Consider the following 18,180-nt stretch of genomic DNA (forward strand, 5'->3'; position numbering starts at 1 on the left):
CTGTGGTCATGTGTTTGATGCGACGCCGCCGTCGTTCTGGGCGTCGCCTATCTCATGCTGTTACACTGACGGCACTTAACTATTGCTAGCTTGCAACACTTAGTGATGGTCGTATTTTTTGCACCAACAGAGAAAAACAGGAGGTAGTGACTGACCGTCCCGGCCCAAACCCTTCGGTAGACGATGAAACGTTAATCCGGACGATTTTGGAGGCATATCCTCCAGCTCTGGGGACTTCCGATGTGGCTGAGAAGGTTGGCCTCAGCAGCGAAGCAACCAGACGTCACTTGGGACGCTTGGAGGAAGAGGGATACCTTTCGACAGATATGCTGGGGTCCGTTCGAGTTTGGTGGGTTACGGATGTCGGGAGAGCTTACCTATCTGGCGAAGGTGAATCATCAACCCAATAAAGAACAACGCTACCGCTGATTTGCTCTCGCTTGAGATCCCCCTGATCATTTAGTCGATTCAGCCGTTGGCGAACCCTTTCCCGGCTGAGTGGGACCTGGCCAGTTACTGTCGTAACGGTCGCAAAAGGTCGGTCACTACTTCTAATCGATTGTAGTAGCGTTTCGTCACTGACCTTTGGGTCTGGGCCTCTCATGGACATACACTCTGTCGGCATATCTGTTGCGAAGTAACAATAGTTTTTTGTTGCTGGGGACAAACAGTATCAGATAGGGACACACGCGTCGCTGGTTAATTTCCGTCGGAAATCGCCCCGGTGATGCAACACCGAGACGCGTGGTTCCGGATAGAACCAATGGTAACTACGAAATCCAACCCTCAAGAACGTATCGCACGCCAACTGCTCACCCAGTCGCCGGGCCTGTTTCTCGGCGTCGACGACGACGCCGCCCACTACTGGGACAGCTCTGAGCGCACGGTCGCCGTGGTGCCCCGCGTTGCTGCGTCTGTCGAGGAGGCAGAAACGTTCGAACTAGATGAAACGACGTGTATGACGCTCGGTGATTGGTGCGAGCATGCCCGTGACACGCACGGTTGGGACGTTGAGCCGCATGTTGGTGGGTCGCTCGTCGGTGATCTCGTGCGGGGTGTTGAGGCGTGAGTTGCACTGTGGAGCAACGCGAACAGATTCGACGGGCCGCTCGGGCTATCGAGGACACCGTGCCGACCGTCGCCGTTGACGTCGTTGCACCGAACGCGAGTCAGTACGATGCGTGGACGCTTGATGCCGTACTTCGGAACGTCGACGGTGTTCCCCCGGAAGTGTTGCGTGAGTTGGCGCTCGCTGGGTTGACGCTGCGGCCGACGCCGTCGCAAGCCGAGTTTCAGCACGTGACAGCGACGGTGCAGTCGCGAGAATGCTAACCAACAACCGGTGTGTATCTGGTTGACTGTTGGTTAGCCAGTCACCAAGCCACAACTCAGGCTGATCGACCTACTTACGGCGCTTGTTTCGCGCGTTCGGTGGATGGACAGTACGTGGAATAGCGTTTTGAGGGGATCTAATTCGCAAACCTCCGCCCGAAACCCCCGCTCATTTCGATTGGGAATCACGTTTACGTCCGGCGATTGCCACGGGCTGACTTCCACTTACACTGCGGTCTACTCACCATTAAGTGGCAAACGGCGCTACGAATGTATCGACATCACAGGCAAAAAATGACGCAAACAACCTACCGCTTCGTCGCTCCCGACCGTTGGCGCGCTCGGGAGCCTGAACTGTGTGGTCTACTCGGTTTCCCAACGCGAGTTGACACCAGCACCGTGGAACTGGTGTCACTTAGTTCCGGGTCGCATGGTGAAAGTGATCTCTTTACCCCACAGAACCGCCACACGGCGCCCTATTATCTACGGGGGAGCGAGTGGTATCCCATAGGGCTCTCCGGTGGCACGCTTACCTAACGAATGGTACGACCCACCATCGAAACAGAATCGTTCAGCGAAAACGGCCTGTTCCCTCGTCGACGACTCCGTATCGGCGACAAGATCGTCGATACACCAGCGAAGGCGATTCCGGTGTCGAAGCGACGAGACGACGATCCAGAGCTCAGCGACGACAGCCGAGGCACCAACGAGATTTACCGCACTGTAGATGCTCAAAAACTCCGTGCAGAACGCGAGGGAGACAGTGAAGCGATCCGGACCAGCCTCCAGCGTTCCGTCAACAAAGCCAACGACGACGAACTAAACGTTGTGTTCTTGGCCTTCGAGGAGACACGGGCACTCCAGCAGGTCGAAGCTGAGTTTATTGTCGACCTCCTTACGACGTACTCCGATCTGCTGGTCGCTCCGCTGCAGTACAAGCTTGCTCGGGCGGTTGAGTCCGATGACGAAGACGAAACAGTACCGTACCGAGAGTACCGGAACGGCGTCAAGACGTTCATCGAGACCGTCCAAAAACTAGAGTCTGAGATGCCGATCATGGGCACCATCTCGCCCCGGCTCAGCTGGGCGAACATGCAGGACTTGATGGGCGTGTACGAACGTCATGAGGTCTACGCCTACTGTCTGAATATGGACCGGCTGAAAGCCACCTCGCAGCAGCAGGTGTCGGTGATTCAGCCGATGATGCGAAGCATCGCTCGGCGCGGTATCGAAGAGGAGGTACTATTCTACGGTATCAATATGCATTCCGGGAATAGTGACGAGAAGTTGGGTCTAAAACCAGCTTCTGACATGGCTGCCCTCGGTCTGGGACTTGACATCGTCGGTGAATGCCACATCCCGCCACGGATGCCCGAAGAGGTCTACGATGATTTGGGCCAGGATGACGAGACTGTGACGTTTGAACTGTTCGACGAGGACGCGTACGGTCGGCGTGAAGTTCTCCTGGCAGAATTACCGCAAGAGCTACCAGAGTGTTCGGCATTCGATGCAGAGTATCTCGTCAGACAGGGTTCCCAGTCCGAGCAGACACGGCGCCGACTAGAGAAGCTCGTCAATGCGGAGTTGATGGGGCAGGCAGCGACCAACCTCCAATCGGAGATCAAGTCCGGGACTGCCTTCCGGAGCGTGACATCGAAGCGAGGTGTGGACCGACGAACGGCCACAGCGTATCAGGCTGTCCGCGACGACTTCGGTGATGGCCACGGGCAAAGCGGCCTCGGCGACTTCATGTGATGACGTTAGTCGTCACCTGAACACTGGCCTACACCCGCCCTTCGTTCGTGTTCAAGCGTTTTGAGGGGGTCACCACAGTAGGGGCAGAGATCGTACTGGGGCTGCTGGTCCGCAAACGACGTTGTCACCTCAGCCAACTTCTGCCAACCATCGCGGAACCCATCATTGTCGGTCTTGGTAGACCAGAGGAGAAGGTCGGAATCAGGACCCGGTGCGGTGAGCATGTAGTCAGAGACGCCATTTGTGAGTTTGAGTTTCGGCCCGAAATAGGTCGAATTCCGTTGTTGAACACGCAAAGAGTCCGGAATCTCGTGAGCGGAATCAACAACCGTGACGACACGGTCTATTGTAATTTCGTCATGGCGCTCGGCTCGTAGCATGGTGATTTTGCTATCATACTCGGTGACTGTGCTTCTCTCGGGATCATCCCGCTCAGTTACCAGATCTTCCGTAGCGTGTTTCTGTGACATGGGTTTGGTTTCTTTCTGAAACCACCTAGGTGTTTATGTAGGCTCTCAGTACGGAACGGATAGTTCTCAGTACCCGTACCAATTGGTTCTGTACACACAGTGTGTTCAAGGCATCTTAATGACTAGTCAGACGGTCGTCTGCTACTGCTAACCAACAATCATCCCGAACACACCCGGATGTTGGTTAGCCACGATCCACCGAACTGCTCACTCCCCGACCGCTTCCTCAACAATCTCGATTTCCTCGTCGGTCAGTCCGTACAGATCGTAGACGATCTCGTCGATCAACTCGTCGGTCCGCTCGATTTTCACCACCAACTCCTCGGCCCGCTCGACCGTCTCCATATAGCTCGCCAACCCGTTACGGACGTCGTCGACGGCCGGCAGCGTCAACTTCCGAAGCCGGTCGATCAGCGAGTTCGTCTTCGTGGCCGCCTCGCGGAAGCTCGCGAACCCACCAGCTTCGTCAACGGCGACCGGCACGAACGCCTCGATCAGGTCGGCCTCGGCCTCAGTGAGGTCCGTGATCCGCAGTGCCGGCAAGGGCTCGGTCTCCGTATAGCCCCACTGGTCGGTCTCGTGGGGGTCCTCGTCGTCGGGCTTGTAGCGAGCGGTGAGTTGGATCTCGATCGTGTTGTCGGACTCGCGAACGACGACGGCGTTGCCGACACGGAGATTCGGCTTCTGCTCGGTGGTCTGCTGGAGGATCGAGTCAGCAGAGCCCTCGGGGGGCTGGGTGAGGCCGACGTCAGCGAGGGTTGGGCCATCAGAGTAGGACCCGAGGTGGTCACAGAGGGAGAGGTTGAGCTTGTGCAGACTCTTACGTAATCCAGTAGCTTCCTGGGCAAGTTCACCGAGTGACTGTTCATCTGTCTCGAAAGAGTCTACTACTGGGAGTTGCTGCATATACTGCGTCCGGAATTCGTAATACAGGCTGTCCGCCGTACTCCCTTCGAGTTTTGCAACGACCTGCGAGAGATAGAATAGACACAAACTGCTATTCAAGAATGCGAGTAGTCCACGATTCGACGAGGGGATAAAGAAGCACTTGTTGTTCGGGTATCGCTGCTCACCATCGAATACGAAACGAGCCTCAGGGGCAATCTCTGGATAGAGAATCTTGTCCGATTCAATAAAATCAATATAGGCCTCTTGTGGTTGCTGGAGTTCATACCACGCATCGATAGCGGCTCGCTGTTCTAGGTCACTCCTGTACTGTTCGAGATGCTCTTTTACAGCCGGATAGTCATCGATATCAACACCGCTGTGAACGTACAGGAGCCATTCATTTCCGGTCTGGATGAGATACCGACGGAGTTGTTTGCCCCTGACGAGTGGTTTCGCGATCTCTATCGTTCGGGGATCTTTCTCGACAAGTTCGTTCTTCCGTTCGTCGCTGATTATAAATGCCGAATTGAGTCCTGTCTTCACCCCCCATCCGATTTGTCCGCTATCGATCCATTCGGATAGTGGTTTTCCTCGGTTCTCGACCTTGGCCATCAGCCCCGACACCCTCTGGTCAACAAGTCGCCAAGTCTCACCGCTAAGACCTTCACTAGATACCTCATGTCCGATCTTCTCCACCTCGTCGGAGAGAGAGTTGAATTCTAAGGTCTCGATCGAAGCGTAGTATCCGGGCTCTTCTGATTCCGAATCCCGTTCAGTCAAAACGATCGCGGATCGAACAGTCGCATCAGGAAATACAGGAAGCCCCCCGAAGTCTATTACCTTCCGAACAGTTGTCTCTCGTCCGAGTAGGGACCGAACAGACTTGCCATAGTTCGCTCGGAGAAATTTATTCGAAATGATAGATCCGTACTCGCCATGCTGTCTCGCCAGCCTAATTGATTTCTCGATGAAGTATGTATACAAATCCGTGCGGGCAGCGTGGACCTCGTACGATCCCTCAAGGTACTCCTTCAGCGATTTGAATTCTTCCATCCGCACATACGGCGGATTCCCGACCACAGCATCGAACCCCGCCCCGTCCAACTTCGCCCCGTCCTCCCCAAAGAACACCTCGGGGAACTCCAGTTCCCAGTGGAAAAAGTCCTCGTCGTCGGCCATCGTCTGCGCCGTCGTGAACCAATCCCGCTCTCGAATCTCGGCCCACGCAGCCTCGTCCTCAATAGCCTTCGCCATGTCGCGATACGCGTCTTCACCACTCCCATCGTCACGAGGCACATCCAGCCCGAACTGCTCGGCCGTGTGTACGTTGGCGATCTCGAAGAGTCGCTGGTACAGATCGTCCGACCGGATTTCGTTGTAGATCTCCTCCATCGACTTGATGTCCTCCAGCGTCTCGTTGTCGATGTCCAGCAGCTCACCCATCAGGTCCATCACGTGCTCTAAGGTCTGTCGGCGTGCCCGAGCGGCCACCTGAGTCAGCGTCAACTGCCCCTCCTGGCCGTCCGTGTCGTCGCTCAGGACCTCCGTGATATCGGACCCCACCAGCGAGTTCCCAGCTTTCAGATGGTGATCAAGGAACGCTAGCGGCTGGTCGGCCGCCAGCGTCTCGAGCCACATCGATAGCTTCCCAAGCTCGACGGCCATCCCGTTGATGTCGACGCCGTAGATGCACTCTTTGGCGATTTCCCGCCGGAGGTGCTGCTCGTCATAACTCTGGATCTCCTGTTCGCGAACGACTTCCATCACCTGCTCGGTCAGATACCCCGTGGCACTCGTGAGGAAGTGGGCCGACCCCATGGCCGGGTCGAGAATCTTCAGGTCTAACACCTGCTGCCAGAACCGGCGGAAGTACTCGGTATCGCTCGGTTCGAGCCCGTCGGCTTCCAGCTCGGTTTTGATGTCGTCCAGCAGCGGGTCGACTGTCTCCTCAACGATATACGACACCACGTAGTCGGGTGTGTAGTATGCGCCCGTCGCTTTCCGCTCGCCGTCGTCATTGACGACGTACAGTTCGCCCTCGTCGACGGTCTCGACGGCGTCAGCGACGGTCACCTCGGTCGCCGGCTTCCACACCTGTCCACCGTCCTCGGCGACAGCAGCGTACTGCTCAGGCGCGATACGGAACTCGTGTTCCAGCAGCCCCTCGTAGATACTGCCGAGGTGGCGCGTATCCAGATCGGCGTAGTCGGCTAGTACGAATTCACCACCGTCTCCCTCAGTCGTCCCCAGCCGATAGATCACTTCGGCGATGTGCCGGTCCGACACCTCGTTTTCGGCGAGGAATGCGTGGCTGTCGTCGTCGAAGAGCCCGCCGTTGTAGGGTGGGATCCCAGCGACTCCTCACCTGCGTCGACGAGGCCGAACAGGTCTTCGAGCCGGCCCACATCGACGTCGAAAAGCCGCTGTAGTCCTCGAAGCTGTCGCCGGACTGGACGTCCTCGTGAATCTCGGCCCGCAACTGATCGAGGCTGAAGTGTTCCTCGTACTCGGCTTCGGCGTCGGGGTCGTCGGGGTCGTCGGGGTGGATCAGTCCGCGTGATTCGGCGTACAGCACGAACATCAGCCGATACAACAAGACGAGCGACTGCTCTTTCAGTTCGGCGCGTGCGTCCTCGTCGTCGGGGTCGATGTCGAGGTCGTTCGTGTGGATGAACCCCTCGCCCAGCACTCGGAGTGCCGTGAAGACGTTGTCCTGCAGGTCCTCACCGAGTTCTTGGGCGGCGGTTTCGCTCTCGTTCCAGACCGTATCGAGGAAAGAGGTCCCTGCAGTTTCGCGGAAGGCGTCGGGTCGGAAGAACGCGTAGAAGTACTTGAAGCTCTCCAGATCGCCGTGTTCTAAGAGCGACGGCAGGTCGACCTCGTAGTAGGTTTCGGTGGCGTAGTCTTTGGTGCCGTAGAGGCGCCACTTACGGCCGTTGGTCAGCACGCCCCAGTTGACTCGTTCCGGCGTGTGTTCGAGGTAGTACTTGATCTGGTGGGAGGCGTCGCGATACGAGCGCTGTTCGCTGAACCGCTCGTCGAACGCGGCGTCCCACTGCTTGGCTTCGAGGACGGCCGCCGAAAGCCCGTACATGCTCTCGGCGTTGCCGTCGCGTTTCTGCCGGGCGGCGTCGCGACGGGCGTCCGCCGAATCGAAGAGTAGACGGTCGTTGTAGCCGCCGCCGTCGGGCAGCGTCGTCTCCTGGAGCGTGTCGAACCCGAGGACGTCCAGCACCTCGTCAATCCATGCTCCCAGCAGTTCGTCCTCGTTGTAGGAGGGCAGCAGATCGCCTTCAGCGGCCCAGAGTTTCTGGAGGTCATCGAAGGCCTGCTCGGCCTCCTTGTTACAGTCCCAGTCGTCCAGATCAGCGACACGTTCGTCGAGATAGTAGCCTGAGAAGAGGCTCGAATTCCGGTAGGGCGTCGAGCCAAGCGTGGCCTGGCTCATTGTGTGCTGTAGGGTCGATTAGCTGCGCAGATCAAGGGACTGTGCGACTTGCTCACCGTGTCCATTGTAATAATTACGTCAGCAGGGAGGCGTCTGGCATCGGCAATAGGGTTATAGGATGTCATACACTGGTAATTAAATTCCTATTAAAAGAAGCTACTCCCTCAATTGAGCACTGATAGGTTGTCGACCAACGCTTCCTCCCCGTGTTTCCTCTGTCGACACGGTGAGCAAGTCGCACAGTTTCTCAAGTGATGAGCAATGAGTGCGACAGGTCCGCAGAGTTCGGTTGCCACAGAGTTCGTCGCTAATGCCTTCGAAACTGAGGTTCCAGCCGGTGCCGTTGAAACCATTGCTACCGCTGTCGAGAAACACGTTCAAACGCTCCGAGAAAATATTACATCCGAAGATCGCCTCGAAGCACTACTACGAAGCCAACCCGGTGGAACTGGCCTCACATCCAATGATTCGGTCGATAATGAGGACCCCGAGCCACTGACACAGCGGGCTTTGATCAAGCCGCTCTTCGCAGCACTGGAATATCCTGAACTCGCAGTCGAAGCAGGCGATCTCTCCGATGAATATGGGCAGCAAGCAGACTACTCGGTTTCACTGCGGGACTACGACGCCATCGATTCCGAGCGCCTGCTGGTGGAGGCTGAACCGCTGAACAAGCCACTCGATCAGGAGAGCCATGGCATCGGGCAGGTGCAAGACTGGCTCGAGAAACGCCATTTCGCCGCCGACTTCGGCATCGCGACCGACGGCGTGCGCTGGGTCTTGCTCAAATACGACGCGGACACCTACAGCTACGACACACTCGCCAAAGTCGACCTCCAGCCGCTGTACATCGCAGCCTTCGAGAATCTGACCGGCCGGCGAGTCTCGCTCGACGAGTGGCTTGACGACACGACCGAGACGATCGCCAAGGAGTTCCTGCGCTCGTTCGGCTGGCGGAACTTCCGCACGATCGCCGGCGAGGCCCGCGAGGTCATCCGTGAGCGCAAGGAGGCGATTACCGACGAGTTCTACGACGACTACGTCCGGCTGGTTTTCGGCGAGTACGACGAGGGTGAGGAGACTGCCCGGTCGCTGGTCGGCGACGGCGTCATTGCGCCAGAGTCGGCGACCGGCGACGACGTCCGGTTGTTCTCGGTCGGGCTGATGAATCGGCTCATTTTCATCAAGTTCCTCGAGGACAAAGGGCTGGTCGGGGAGACGCTCCTCCAGGACCTCGTCGACGAGTACGAATCAGCAGGGATCCCCCAACGGTTCTACAAGGCATATCTGGAACCACTTTTCTTCGGCGTCCTCGACGAACGCCCAGACGACCGGCCAGACCACGTCCAGCAGATGGATATCTACGACGATATCCCCTATCTGAACGGCGGCCTGTTCCGACCGAGTATCGAAGGAAGCAACGGGTTCTCCGATCGAGATTTCGACGTTCGGGACTCGGTGTTGACCGCCATCATCGACCTGCTGGAGCGCTACAGCTTCTCTGCCGACGGTGGTCCGACCGACCTCGATCCGAGCGTCCTTGGGAACGTCTTCGAGAAGACGATCAACCACATCACGACCGACTCGGCAGACACCCAGAAGGAACTGGGCGCCTACTACACGCCCGACGAGATCACGCGCTTCTGTGCCGAGGAGACCGTCCAGCCGGCGCTACGAGAGCGGTTTGCCGATCGGATGGTCGCTGAATGGGGCTGGACCGAGGCGATGGCTGCGGAGTACGACGACGTGTATGCGCTGATCGAGGCACTGCCAGGCACGAACGTCGACGTGATCGACGATCTGCTGGACATGGTCGATCACTTCCGGGCCCTGGACCCGGCCTGTGGTAGTGGTCACTTCCTGACGAGTGTGCAAAGCGAGATCGTCGGGATTCGGAAGGCGCTGTACGAGAAACACGATACCGACCCAGCCAACTGGGAACTGCACAAAGAGACGGTCATCCAGAACATCTACGGCGTCGACATCGTCGACCCGGCGGTGGAGATCGCGAAGCTACGGCTATGGCTTTCGATTATCGCCGAAGTCGATCCAACGACCGTCGACGAGTACGACGACGACGAGTTGGCGCTGCCCAACGTCGTGTTCAACGTCCGGCAGGGCAACAGCCTGATCGGCTACACCGAGTTGATGGAGACGACCGGTGACGGGGCGCAAGCGCAGTTGGACGCGTGGGGGGCAGACAGCGTCCGGTCGAAGTACGGCAACATCATCGCGAAGGTCGAGCGGCACAAGCATGCGACGGATACGAAAGAGGCACAGCGGTATCTGGCAGAAGCGGAGGATTTGCTTGCGGAGTATCGGGGGGATCTGGATAAGAAGGTGCTTGAGGACTTCCAAAAGGCAGAGGTTGAGGAGATTACTCTGGGGCAGGTCCAAGAGTTTGACCCGTTCCACTGGGTGCTTGAGTTCGCAACGGTGTATGCTGATGGTGGGTTCGATGTCATTGTCGGGAATCCACCGTGGGAGCAACTCCAGCCTAGTCGGCACGACTTCTTTTCCCGATACGATCCAGAGTTCCGAATTCGGTCTAGCAACGAACGTGATGCCAAGCAGGAAGAGTTGCTTGACGACGAAGAGATTTCTGCTGAGTGGGAAGATTACCAACAACGGATATCATGTCAGGCGGAGTATTTCAAAGACAGTGCATCGTATCAGCTACAGTCTCCAAAAGTTGATGGCCGGACGGTCCCGACAAAGAGAGAGCTGTCTGCCCTCTTTTTAGAACGGATATTTGCTCTTGGAAATGAGCACTGTCAAATGGGTCAGGTCCTCCCGGGCCGTATATTCAGTGGAACCACTGGGAAAGATTTGCGTGAACACTTAATCAGCGAGGCAAACCTACGCTATGTCGTCGGATTTCAGAATAAAGGAATCTTTGAAGACATTGATAACCGATATCGATTCGCAACAATAATTCTGGAGAACGGTGATACTGAATCTACGATTAACACGGTCTTCCAGAGAACTGATTTAGGTATTCTTCGGCATGTTAACTCCGAAACCATTCCTGTCCCACGGGCGATTTTCGAACGGTTCTCTCCCAAAGAGGGACTGTTCCCTCAAATCCGGTCACCGGAAGAAGTGGACGTGTTGGAAACAATCATTCGTCATCCGACGATCGACGAAGATCTAGGTGCGTGGAATCTGAGGCCCTATGACGAACTCAAAACGACTGATCGACAGTGTTTCATCGAGGATTCAGATCAAGGCGAATATCCAGTCTACGGTGGTCGGAATATCAATCAATTCCTATACCAGCCACTGAATGATGCCGACGGGATCACACCACCTGAGCGCTGGAGTGTAGAAGAAGAAACCGACCCAGAGACGAGCGCAAAACGGCGCATTCGAGAAAAGAACGTCCGGACGCTCAAACGTACCCTCTACGAGCACTTCGATGGCACGGGGACACAGAAAAGTTTCGTCAACGACCTCTTTCAGGAACATCGCGATCAAGGACTCACCGAGGACGACGTTCTCCTGGACTGTACTGAGTACCGTCTTGTGTTCCGGGATATTGCGAACTCAACGAACGAGCGGACGCTAATTGCAACTGTCGTCCCGCCAAGTGTCGTATGTTATGAAAAGGTTCACACTACACGGCCATACCTGATTGACCCATCTGATGATGACTTAAATGAATATCCTGCACATGGGATATACGCACGCGAATTCACAGATCGAGAGTTGTTCGTCGCTTTAGGACTTGTCAATAGTCTTCCGTTCGACTATTTGATGCGACGCAAGACAGAGACGAATATTGTACAATATGAATTCCGGGAGTCACAATTGCCAAGACTGACTGCTGGTGACGAGTGGTTCGAGTATATTTCGTATCGGGCCGCGCGGCTGAACTGCTATGGTGAGGAATTTTCTGAAATGCGTGACCGACTGGAAGGTGTGTATGGCGAAGCCGATGAGGTCGTCCCAGCGACTGATGAAGCTGAACGGCGTCAACTCCGTACGCAACTCGACGCAGCTACTTTCCACGCCTATGGTTTGGATAGAAATGAGACGGAGTTCTTGTTGGGCGACTTTCACCAGGTAAACAACCCACGGATGATGACCGACGAGTACTTTCAGGCAGTATTAGAAAGCTATGATGAACTATCAGAAAAAGGTCCAATGCATTGACCCACTCAGCGCTGGTGTCTGTCGACTAAGCAGTACACCAACTAGGTTCTGAATGGTCGCGACGAAGACGAACTCGCTGATCGACCGGCTTCGGAAGTTGACGCTGCCCGCCGTCGACGACGTGCGCGACGGGCTGGCGAGTTATATCGAGACCAAGGAGCGGGCCGAGGAGCTGGAGGCGAAGATTGAGCAGACCGACGAGTTGATCGACGAGATCGTCTACGAGCTGTACGGGCTGACCGAAGAAGAGATCGAGATCGTTGAGGACGCAGTCGGTGGAACAAGCTAACCAATCCAAGCAGCAGATTTTCCGAACGCGTTGTTTGGTGGAATGTGCTAAGTCCGATGAGCCATCGCTGAAAACCGCCATACATCGCGGGGCTTAATCGAGACTCGGGGGAGTGGGTAGTCATGCCACCGACACGCGACAAAGCGCTCACGGAACGTGATTTCGAACGGCTCCTCGAGGGCACCTACAGAATCGACGACACAGATGCAAGTCTCGAGGCCCGCGCAACGGTCCTCATCGGCGGACGACTGGGCCTCCGTCCTGGTGAGCTCACACACCTCTCTTCAGACTGGGTTGACTGGCAGCGGCAGATGATTCGAGTTCCAGACCATCATCCGTGTAACAAGGGACGTGATGGGGGACTCTGTGGCTACTGTCGGCAAGCAGTCAGTCAGCAGTCGAAGTCTGCTGCCGAGTACACGACACTCCGCGAACAATACTGGCAGCCAAAGACCTCAACAGCAGCTCGTGCAGTCCCGTTTCATTTTTCATCACGAGTCCACGTCGCTCTGGAATATCTCGACGACGAATACGGTGGGTGGCCGTATTCATTTTCCACACTTCAGCGTCGGCTCGACACTGCACTCGACCATGCCCCAAAGCTTAATTCGAACGCAACATCCCCGCATGGACTTCGGGCGACTGCAGCATCATACCACGCTGGTCGGGGCCTGGACATGGCTGCTCTCCGGGCGATGTTCGGCTGGAAGGATCTAGAAACGGCTCGGCAGTATCTAAATGTGGATGGTGCGATGACTAGACGGGCGCTGAGTAGTATTCATTGATACTGGCAGGGCTCAGGAAGTCTATTTTGTATCGTACGAATTAGAGTGCAGATTTTAGTACGGAGTGGGTGAAGGCTTTTGATACTACCATCTCTCTCCCCACATAGGCGTTCACGCGAGACACGGGCTGACGCCCGGCACAGACTCGCTGCCAACAGTATCACTGGCGAGAGCCATCGCTATCGCTCGTGAGCGCCGAACCAGTGTGCGCCCCACCCTACCAAGATGACGGGCGCACACCAGACGCACCCATCTGCCACCGAGGTGCCCCGGCCGCCGACGGACACACAGGCCGTCGCAGCGCCCGCCTGTGTGTCTGCCGGTGCGGAAGATGGTGCCACTAGGAGCTCCAGCTATGTCCAGCACGAGCCACACAGCAGCCGCATCGCGTCGCACAGCCACCGTCGGCGAGCCCACAGAGGGACGATGAACAGCACGCAGCTCGAACTCCTCGCGAAGAACAACCTCATCGTCGCCAAATTGCTGGGCGCCGTCGTCGTCCTGGCTCAGTTGTACGAGCTGCCACGTGCCATCCTGGTGGGCGTGCTGGTCGTTGCGACGTTCGGGTTCTCGACGGCGTCGACGATCGCCTGGATGTCGCGGTGAGTGGGTTCGGCGTCGCAGTCTCACAATCCTGCCCCCGTCGGCAGCGACGGAGCGAACGTCTTGATCTGGTCGGACCTGATTCGTTTCTACCGGCCCTATCGATCAGTTCTCGACAAAGAGCAAACTCCTATCCCATGAATTCTGTTGAATCATGGAAATCAATTAGATCACTTCCCTGAATGCCAGTCTCTTTCGATGTAATACGCTGAATATCGACAACGCCCTCTTGTTCTAACTCACGCAACGCTTCACGGTAGTCTGATTCTGTTGCATCTTGATACCGTCGCTCCTCAGTGCACGTTTCAACAAGTTTGTCGAATGTGACGATATACTCCTCAAACCGATCCTGCAGGAACTGTTTAGTTTCATCACCACCGCCAAACAGACGTGCCTGGTTCCGGTCATATTCTGGCTGCTTGGGGGCGTATGCGAACTTTCCCGTTCCACAGTAGCTCATCACCTCACGCATAGTTCGCAGACCTTCTGAGTGATTTGTCCCGTAGACAAGATAGTAGATTGTCTGTGTCGTTTCGGGTTCTGAAATCATATACTCAAATGTTTGATCGGGTCCATTTGCTTCCAACCGATCCGTATAGTATTCTACTAGGGGGACCCAGTTGGTAGAATCGTACTCGCCAATCATGTCTCTCCAGCTCTCGTTGCCAAAGACTGTATTCAAGGCTTCTTCATGATCCTCAGACTCCAAGAACCGGTTCATGTCCCGCGACATAAACGTAATAAGGAACTCGAATTGCGGGGTTGACCCAATTTCTGTGACAACGTCGTAATCCAAGCTACTGAATCCAAATGGGTCTATGAAAAAGAATGTTGGACAGTCGCTACCGTCAAGGTCTTCGACGACATCTAAGACTGTATTTTGGAATTTTCCGTGTTTACACTGGACAGATATGCTATCAGCATATCCGGTTGTTCCGGAGATTGTGTCGGAAAGAGTTTCGTAATTCGTCGGATGGGCCTCAATAAACACACACTCAGCCGAATCAAACTGGTCTGCTCTGTTCGTAAGGCGATCTAAAATGAGTTGTGGTGAGCCAGGAATCTCAGCAGGCGTTGAAACGAATTCGAGATCAATAGGATCGGTCGAATCAGTGTCAACATATGATCCACGTCCCGCGAAACAGTCCACAACCCGAATCTTGTTCGGATTGTCAACCGCGAGATTGTAAGAGGTGAGCTTGTTTACCCACGGGATTAGATATTTACCCAGAACTTCGTGTTTAGCCGCAGTATGTGGCCGATAAACCCACTTGTCATCATCATCGTCAGCTAATGGCATGGAAGGGGATATCTGATGTAAAGTGTTTGTCCTATTTTATTCTGCCGGAGGGATAAGTATCGAACGTAAAATAACCAATTCGTTGAAAGAGGTGACTCCAGTTATTGGGTGAGCTATGCTGCGGGGTGGACCAGAGGTGACTCCACCGGCACATCCCGTTCGGCAAACTCCTCAGGCGACTGCCGATCTCGCCAGTGCTGCAACCACGCCGCCGTCTCGTCGTCAACGTGCTTGATCAACTGCTTGTCCGGCCACAGATGCACGGGGAGATCTAACTCCCGGCCAATCTCCTGCACCCACCGCAAGTGATTCGTCGCGTACTCGACCCACCGTTTCCGCGTCCGCAACGCATCTAAGTCCTCGGCTAACTCTTTCTCCCCAGCGTCCCGAGCGGCCTCAACCGTCATCTCGAAGTTCCCACCACGGGGATTGATTGGCTCGTGAAAGACCACCGCCGGATCGCACTCAGCGACGCGCTCTAACTGCTCGCGAAGGTCGTCCTTATCCTGCGTGGGATAGGTCGGACTCATACTCACGAACGTCTGGACACCGTGGTCGTGGAACTCTTTCAGGCCTTTGAGCCGCAACTCCGGCGCCGGCGCACTCGGCTCGATAGCGCCGACCTGGTCGGCGTCCATACAGGGAATCGACGACCCGATCGTCACGTACTCGCCAGCCCCCTGGAAGACGTCGAGATCCTGCAACGCCAGAATCGGATTCCGGGTCAATACTCGGACGTACTCCCCGTGACTCGCGATGGCGTCGACGACGTTCCGAGTGATTTCCCCGGCCCGACCATCCATGTAGCAGTCCGTCGAGAACGAGACACCCACGACACCTTGCCCACGCTCGGTTTCCCGCCAGGTCCGCTTGCGGTCTAAATGCTCATCCAGTCGCTCACCCAGTCCGTCCCGGTACAACACGTAGTTGCCCCATTCCTTCTGGCCGTTGTCGACGTCGGCTTCTTCTTTGAGCATGTCCGGCCGCGTCCGGATGTTCGGCGTCGACGGGACGTAACAGAATTTGCACCCGTGCCGACACCCCGTCGCGACGTTGACGACGTAATCACATAGGTGCTTACTGTTGAGCCCTGACTCACTGAGAATCGCTTTCGTCGGGTCTTCACCTGTTCGAACCCCGTCCGAAGCGTCGGTCATACTAGTTCTTGTCTCGCTAATTCTTCGCTAGATGTAAATATGTTAGCATGCATATTGTTTATTCTATTTCCACTTTCACTCTGGTTGGCTGACTTCTTTTGGGGTACAGTATAAATACAGCAGTACGGAGCACAGCATGGAACTCACATGGGATACCGGGGATAGCTGGTTCGAGCGGACTTATGCCGTCGACCACGACGGCCAGACCATCGCGACCTTCGACGACCAGCCGACGCTCGATGAGCTTCGCGAACTCGACCGCCAACACGGTGACCCCACCGAACGGTTGGATCTCTGGCAAGCCGGCCTGCTGTGTGCCGAGTGTAACGACGAAATCAACAACCGCTTCGCGGCCAACCCACAAGGTGAACTACTGTGCTGGGACTGTGCGATGGCGACCGACAGCCACGACGAACAGGCAATCACTGTCAACACCGACCCGACGAAGTCGGTGATGAGCGAGTCCCATCTCCACACCAAGAGCCTCTGTGACCACGTGATCAACGTCGCCACCGGCTGCCGACACGGCTGTGAGTTTTGCTACGTGCCGACCACACCGGCCATCGACAGCCGCGACGGAATGTTGGCCGACCAAGCTGACGTCGACGACCCACAGGGCGACTGGGGGAGCTACCTCCTGTATCGGGACGACCTCCCAGAACGACTCAGCAACATCCTTGAAGAGCGTGATCCGAGCGGCCGCAAGCAAACCGGCCGCGGCCGGGGCGTCGTGATGCTCTCCAGTGGGACCGACTGTTACCAAGATCGACGAGCCGCCCAGATTACCCGGGGAGCTGTCGCCGAACTCGTCTGTCACGACATCCCTGTCCGGATCCTTACCCGTAGTCCGGCCGTCGTTCGCGATATCGACCTGTTCCAGGCCGCCGACGACCGTATCACCGTCGGCTCGTCAATCCCCTCCTTCGAGACACCACTCGTGAGAGCCATGGAGCCGAATGCCCCGCCACCCATGCAGCGCTGGGAAGCGCTGGACCGCCTCCAGCAGGCCGGTGTGCCGGTCTTCGTTTCGATGTCGCCGACGTACCCAACCATGGACAAGGACGACTTTCACGAACTGCTCAGCTACTTCAGGGCACTCGGGGAGGTGGTCGTCTTCCACGAACCGATCAATCCGCGGGGGCAGAACTTCCAGCAGTGTCTCGACGCCGCCGACCGTGCTGGCTACGATAATGTCGTCGAGGAACTCCAGCAAATGCAGGACAGCCACCAGTACTGGGTCGAGTACGCGCTCGAACAGCTGAACACCGTCCAGCAGGTGGCAACGCGGTTCGACGGCCTGCAGGTGCACTCCTGGCCCGACGACGAACTGGTGCGGTCGACCAGCGGGCAACTCCGGTCGAAACTGAAAGCGATGCAGCGAGCGGTGTCTCCAGAGCCCTTCTCGAAGTGTGACCCAGAGACGCCCCCGGAGCAATCCGAGTTAGCTCGGGAGAGCGAGTCGATCAACCAACTCATCTAATGCGACTCAGTTATCTTCCCGTTTACGTCGACGGGGCGCGCCTGTAGACGTTCCAGAAGTTGGGCCGACGCATCGTGGACATCGAGATGGTAGCGTCAACTTCTGGAACCGGTCGACCAGCAAGTTCGTGGTGGCCGTCAGCAGAACCCGACTTATCAGGTTGTCACCATCGTTCGATGATATAGTTATAACTTCCTCAGCAGATATGTCAAAACAGACATCATGCCGGGAACAACCGCCACCAACACTATCTGCACACTCTTTGCGGTCTCGCTACTCATCTTCGCTGGTTGTAGTAGCGGAACGAGCGGTGACATAGCAACGCCGGAGTTCGAAGAGGGCATCTCGATCGTCGAGACGGTAGATACCGATGGAGACGGACAGTACTCGAACGTCTCTGTAGAGGTTCGGGCGGACACCACTGAGCTCACGAGCTATTTCTTCGAAATACGGTTCAATAGCGACAAAATCGGCAGAACAGTAACTTCACAGACGGCTGCTCTACTCACAACAGTAAT

General features: G+C 56.3%; 11 protein-coding genes and 2 pseudogenes. 9 read left to right on the forward strand and 4 right to left on the reverse strand.

All coding sequences use genetic code 11. From position 1 onward, the window contains the following. Positions 1-146: 146 nt before the first annotated feature. The 4 genes from G9465_RS22245 to G9465_RS22260 all read left to right on the forward strand — a co-directional run bounded on the left by G9465_RS22245 (position 147) and on the right by G9465_RS22260 (position 3,087). Entirely contained in the window at positions 147-410 is a 264-nt protein-coding gene (locus tag G9465_RS22245; RefSeq protein ID WP_227015821.1) for a winged helix-turn-helix transcriptional regulator, read from the forward strand. Between the two features lie 353 nt (positions 411-763). Then, a complete protein-coding gene (locus G9465_RS22250; RefSeq protein WP_166974738.1) occupies positions 764-1,069 on the forward strand; it encodes a hypothetical protein in 306 nt (101 codons plus the stop codon). Continuing rightward, complete coding sequence (locus tag G9465_RS22255) at positions 1,066-1,332, forward strand: hypothetical protein (protein ID WP_166974741.1); 267 nt, start codon at positions 1,066-1,068, stop codon at positions 1,330-1,332. Before G9465_RS22250 ends, G9465_RS22255 begins: the two co-directional genes overlap by 4 nt. Positions 1,333-1,872: 540 nt before the next feature. Continuing rightward, positions 1,873-3,087, forward strand: coding sequence for a hypothetical protein (locus G9465_RS22260; RefSeq protein ID WP_166974744.1), 1,215 nt, complete (start codon positions 1,873-1,875; stop codon positions 3,085-3,087). A 5-nt stretch (positions 3,088-3,092) separates the two neighbouring features. Here G9465_RS22260 and G9465_RS22265 read toward each other — a convergent pair whose 3' ends face one another. Continuing rightward, positions 3,093-3,557: a hypothetical protein gene (locus G9465_RS22265; RefSeq protein WP_166974747.1), complete on the reverse strand. Its 465-nt coding sequence runs from the start codon at positions 3,555-3,557 to the stop codon at positions 3,093-3,095. 207 nt (positions 3,558-3,764) lie between these two features. Beyond that, positions 3,765-7,893, reverse strand: a pseudogene (locus tag G9465_RS22270) (Eco57I restriction-modification methylase domain-containing protein). Between the two features lie 261 nt (positions 7,894-8,154). On the opposite strand from G9465_RS22270, the gene G9465_RS22275 reads away from it, so the two are divergent. From G9465_RS22275 to G9465_RS22290, 4 genes and pseudogenes are all read left to right on the forward strand, one after another. Further along, complete coding sequence (locus G9465_RS22275) at positions 8,155-12,048, forward strand: Eco57I restriction-modification methylase domain-containing protein (protein WP_166974750.1); 3,894 nt, start codon at positions 8,155-8,157, stop codon at positions 12,046-12,048. A 58-nt stretch (positions 12,049-12,106) separates the two neighbouring features. Beyond that, positions 12,107-12,337 (forward strand): annotated as a pseudogene (locus G9465_RS22280) (restriction endonuclease); the annotation flags it as partial. A 122-nt stretch (positions 12,338-12,459) separates the two neighbouring features. Continuing rightward, complete coding sequence (locus tag G9465_RS22285; protein WP_166974753.1) at positions 12,460-13,122, forward strand: tyrosine-type recombinase/integrase; 663 nt, start codon at positions 12,460-12,462, stop codon at positions 13,120-13,122. Between the two features lie 426 nt (positions 13,123-13,548). After that, a complete protein-coding gene (locus G9465_RS22290; protein ID WP_166974756.1) occupies positions 13,549-13,728 on the forward strand; it encodes a hypothetical protein in 180 nt (59 codons plus the stop codon). Positions 13,729-13,855: 127 nt separating this feature from the next. On the opposite strand, the gene G9465_RS22295 is transcribed toward G9465_RS22290, so the two are convergent. Both G9465_RS22295 and G9465_RS22300 read right to left on the reverse strand, forming a co-directional pair. After that, positions 13,856-15,025, reverse strand: coding sequence for a three-Cys-motif partner protein TcmP (locus tag G9465_RS22295; RefSeq protein WP_166974759.1), 1,170 nt, complete (start codon positions 15,023-15,025; stop codon positions 13,856-13,858). A 113-nt stretch (positions 15,026-15,138) separates the two neighbouring features. Beyond that, positions 15,139-16,182, reverse strand: a complete 1,044-nt coding sequence (locus G9465_RS22300; RefSeq protein ID WP_166974762.1) for a radical SAM protein — start codon at positions 16,180-16,182, stop codon at positions 15,139-15,141. A 136-nt stretch (positions 16,183-16,318) separates the two neighbouring features. On the opposite strand from G9465_RS22300, the gene G9465_RS22305 reads away from it, so the two are divergent. Then, positions 16,319-17,662, forward strand: a complete 1,344-nt coding sequence (locus G9465_RS22305) for a radical SAM protein (RefSeq protein WP_193571761.1) — start codon at positions 16,319-16,321, stop codon at positions 17,660-17,662. Positions 17,663-18,180: the final 518 nt, after the last annotated feature.

This window comes from Haloarcula sp. JP-L23, from assembly GCF_011602445.1.
GTDB lineage: Archaea > Halobacteriota > Halobacteria > Halobacteriales > Haloarculaceae > Haloarcula > Haloarcula pellucida.

Excerpts from the sequence above, each read along its gene's own strand:
- G9465_RS22275 (WP_166974750.1), top strand. The coding sequence starts at position 8,155 with ATGAGTGCGACAGGTCCGCAGAGTTCGGTTGCCACAGAGTTCGTCGCT.
- G9465_RS22265 (WP_166974747.1), bottom strand. The coding sequence starts at position 3,557 with ATGTCACAGAAACACGCTACGGAAGATCTGGTAACTGAGCGGGATGAT.
- G9465_RS22290 (WP_166974756.1), top strand. The coding sequence starts at position 13,549 with ATGAACAGCACGCAGCTCGAACTCCTCGCGAAGAACAACCTCATCGTC.
- G9465_RS22300 (WP_166974762.1), bottom strand. The coding sequence starts at position 16,182 with ATGACCGACGCTTCGGACGGGGTTCGAACAGGTGAAGACCCGACGAAA.
- G9465_RS22260 (WP_166974744.1), top strand. The coding sequence starts at position 1,873 with ATGGTACGACCCACCATCGAAACAGAATCGTTCAGCGAAAACGGCCTG.
- G9465_RS22285 (WP_166974753.1), top strand. The coding sequence starts at position 12,460 with ATGCCACCGACACGCGACAAAGCGCTCACGGAACGTGATTTCGAACGG.
- G9465_RS22305 (WP_193571761.1), top strand. The coding sequence starts at position 16,319 with ATGGAACTCACATGGGATACCGGGGATAGCTGGTTCGAGCGGACTTAT.
- G9465_RS22295 (WP_166974759.1), bottom strand. The coding sequence starts at position 15,025 with ATGCCATTAGCTGACGATGATGATGACAAGTGGGTTTATCGGCCACAT.
- G9465_RS22250 (WP_166974738.1), top strand. The coding sequence starts at position 764 with ATGGTAACTACGAAATCCAACCCTCAAGAACGTATCGCACGCCAACTG.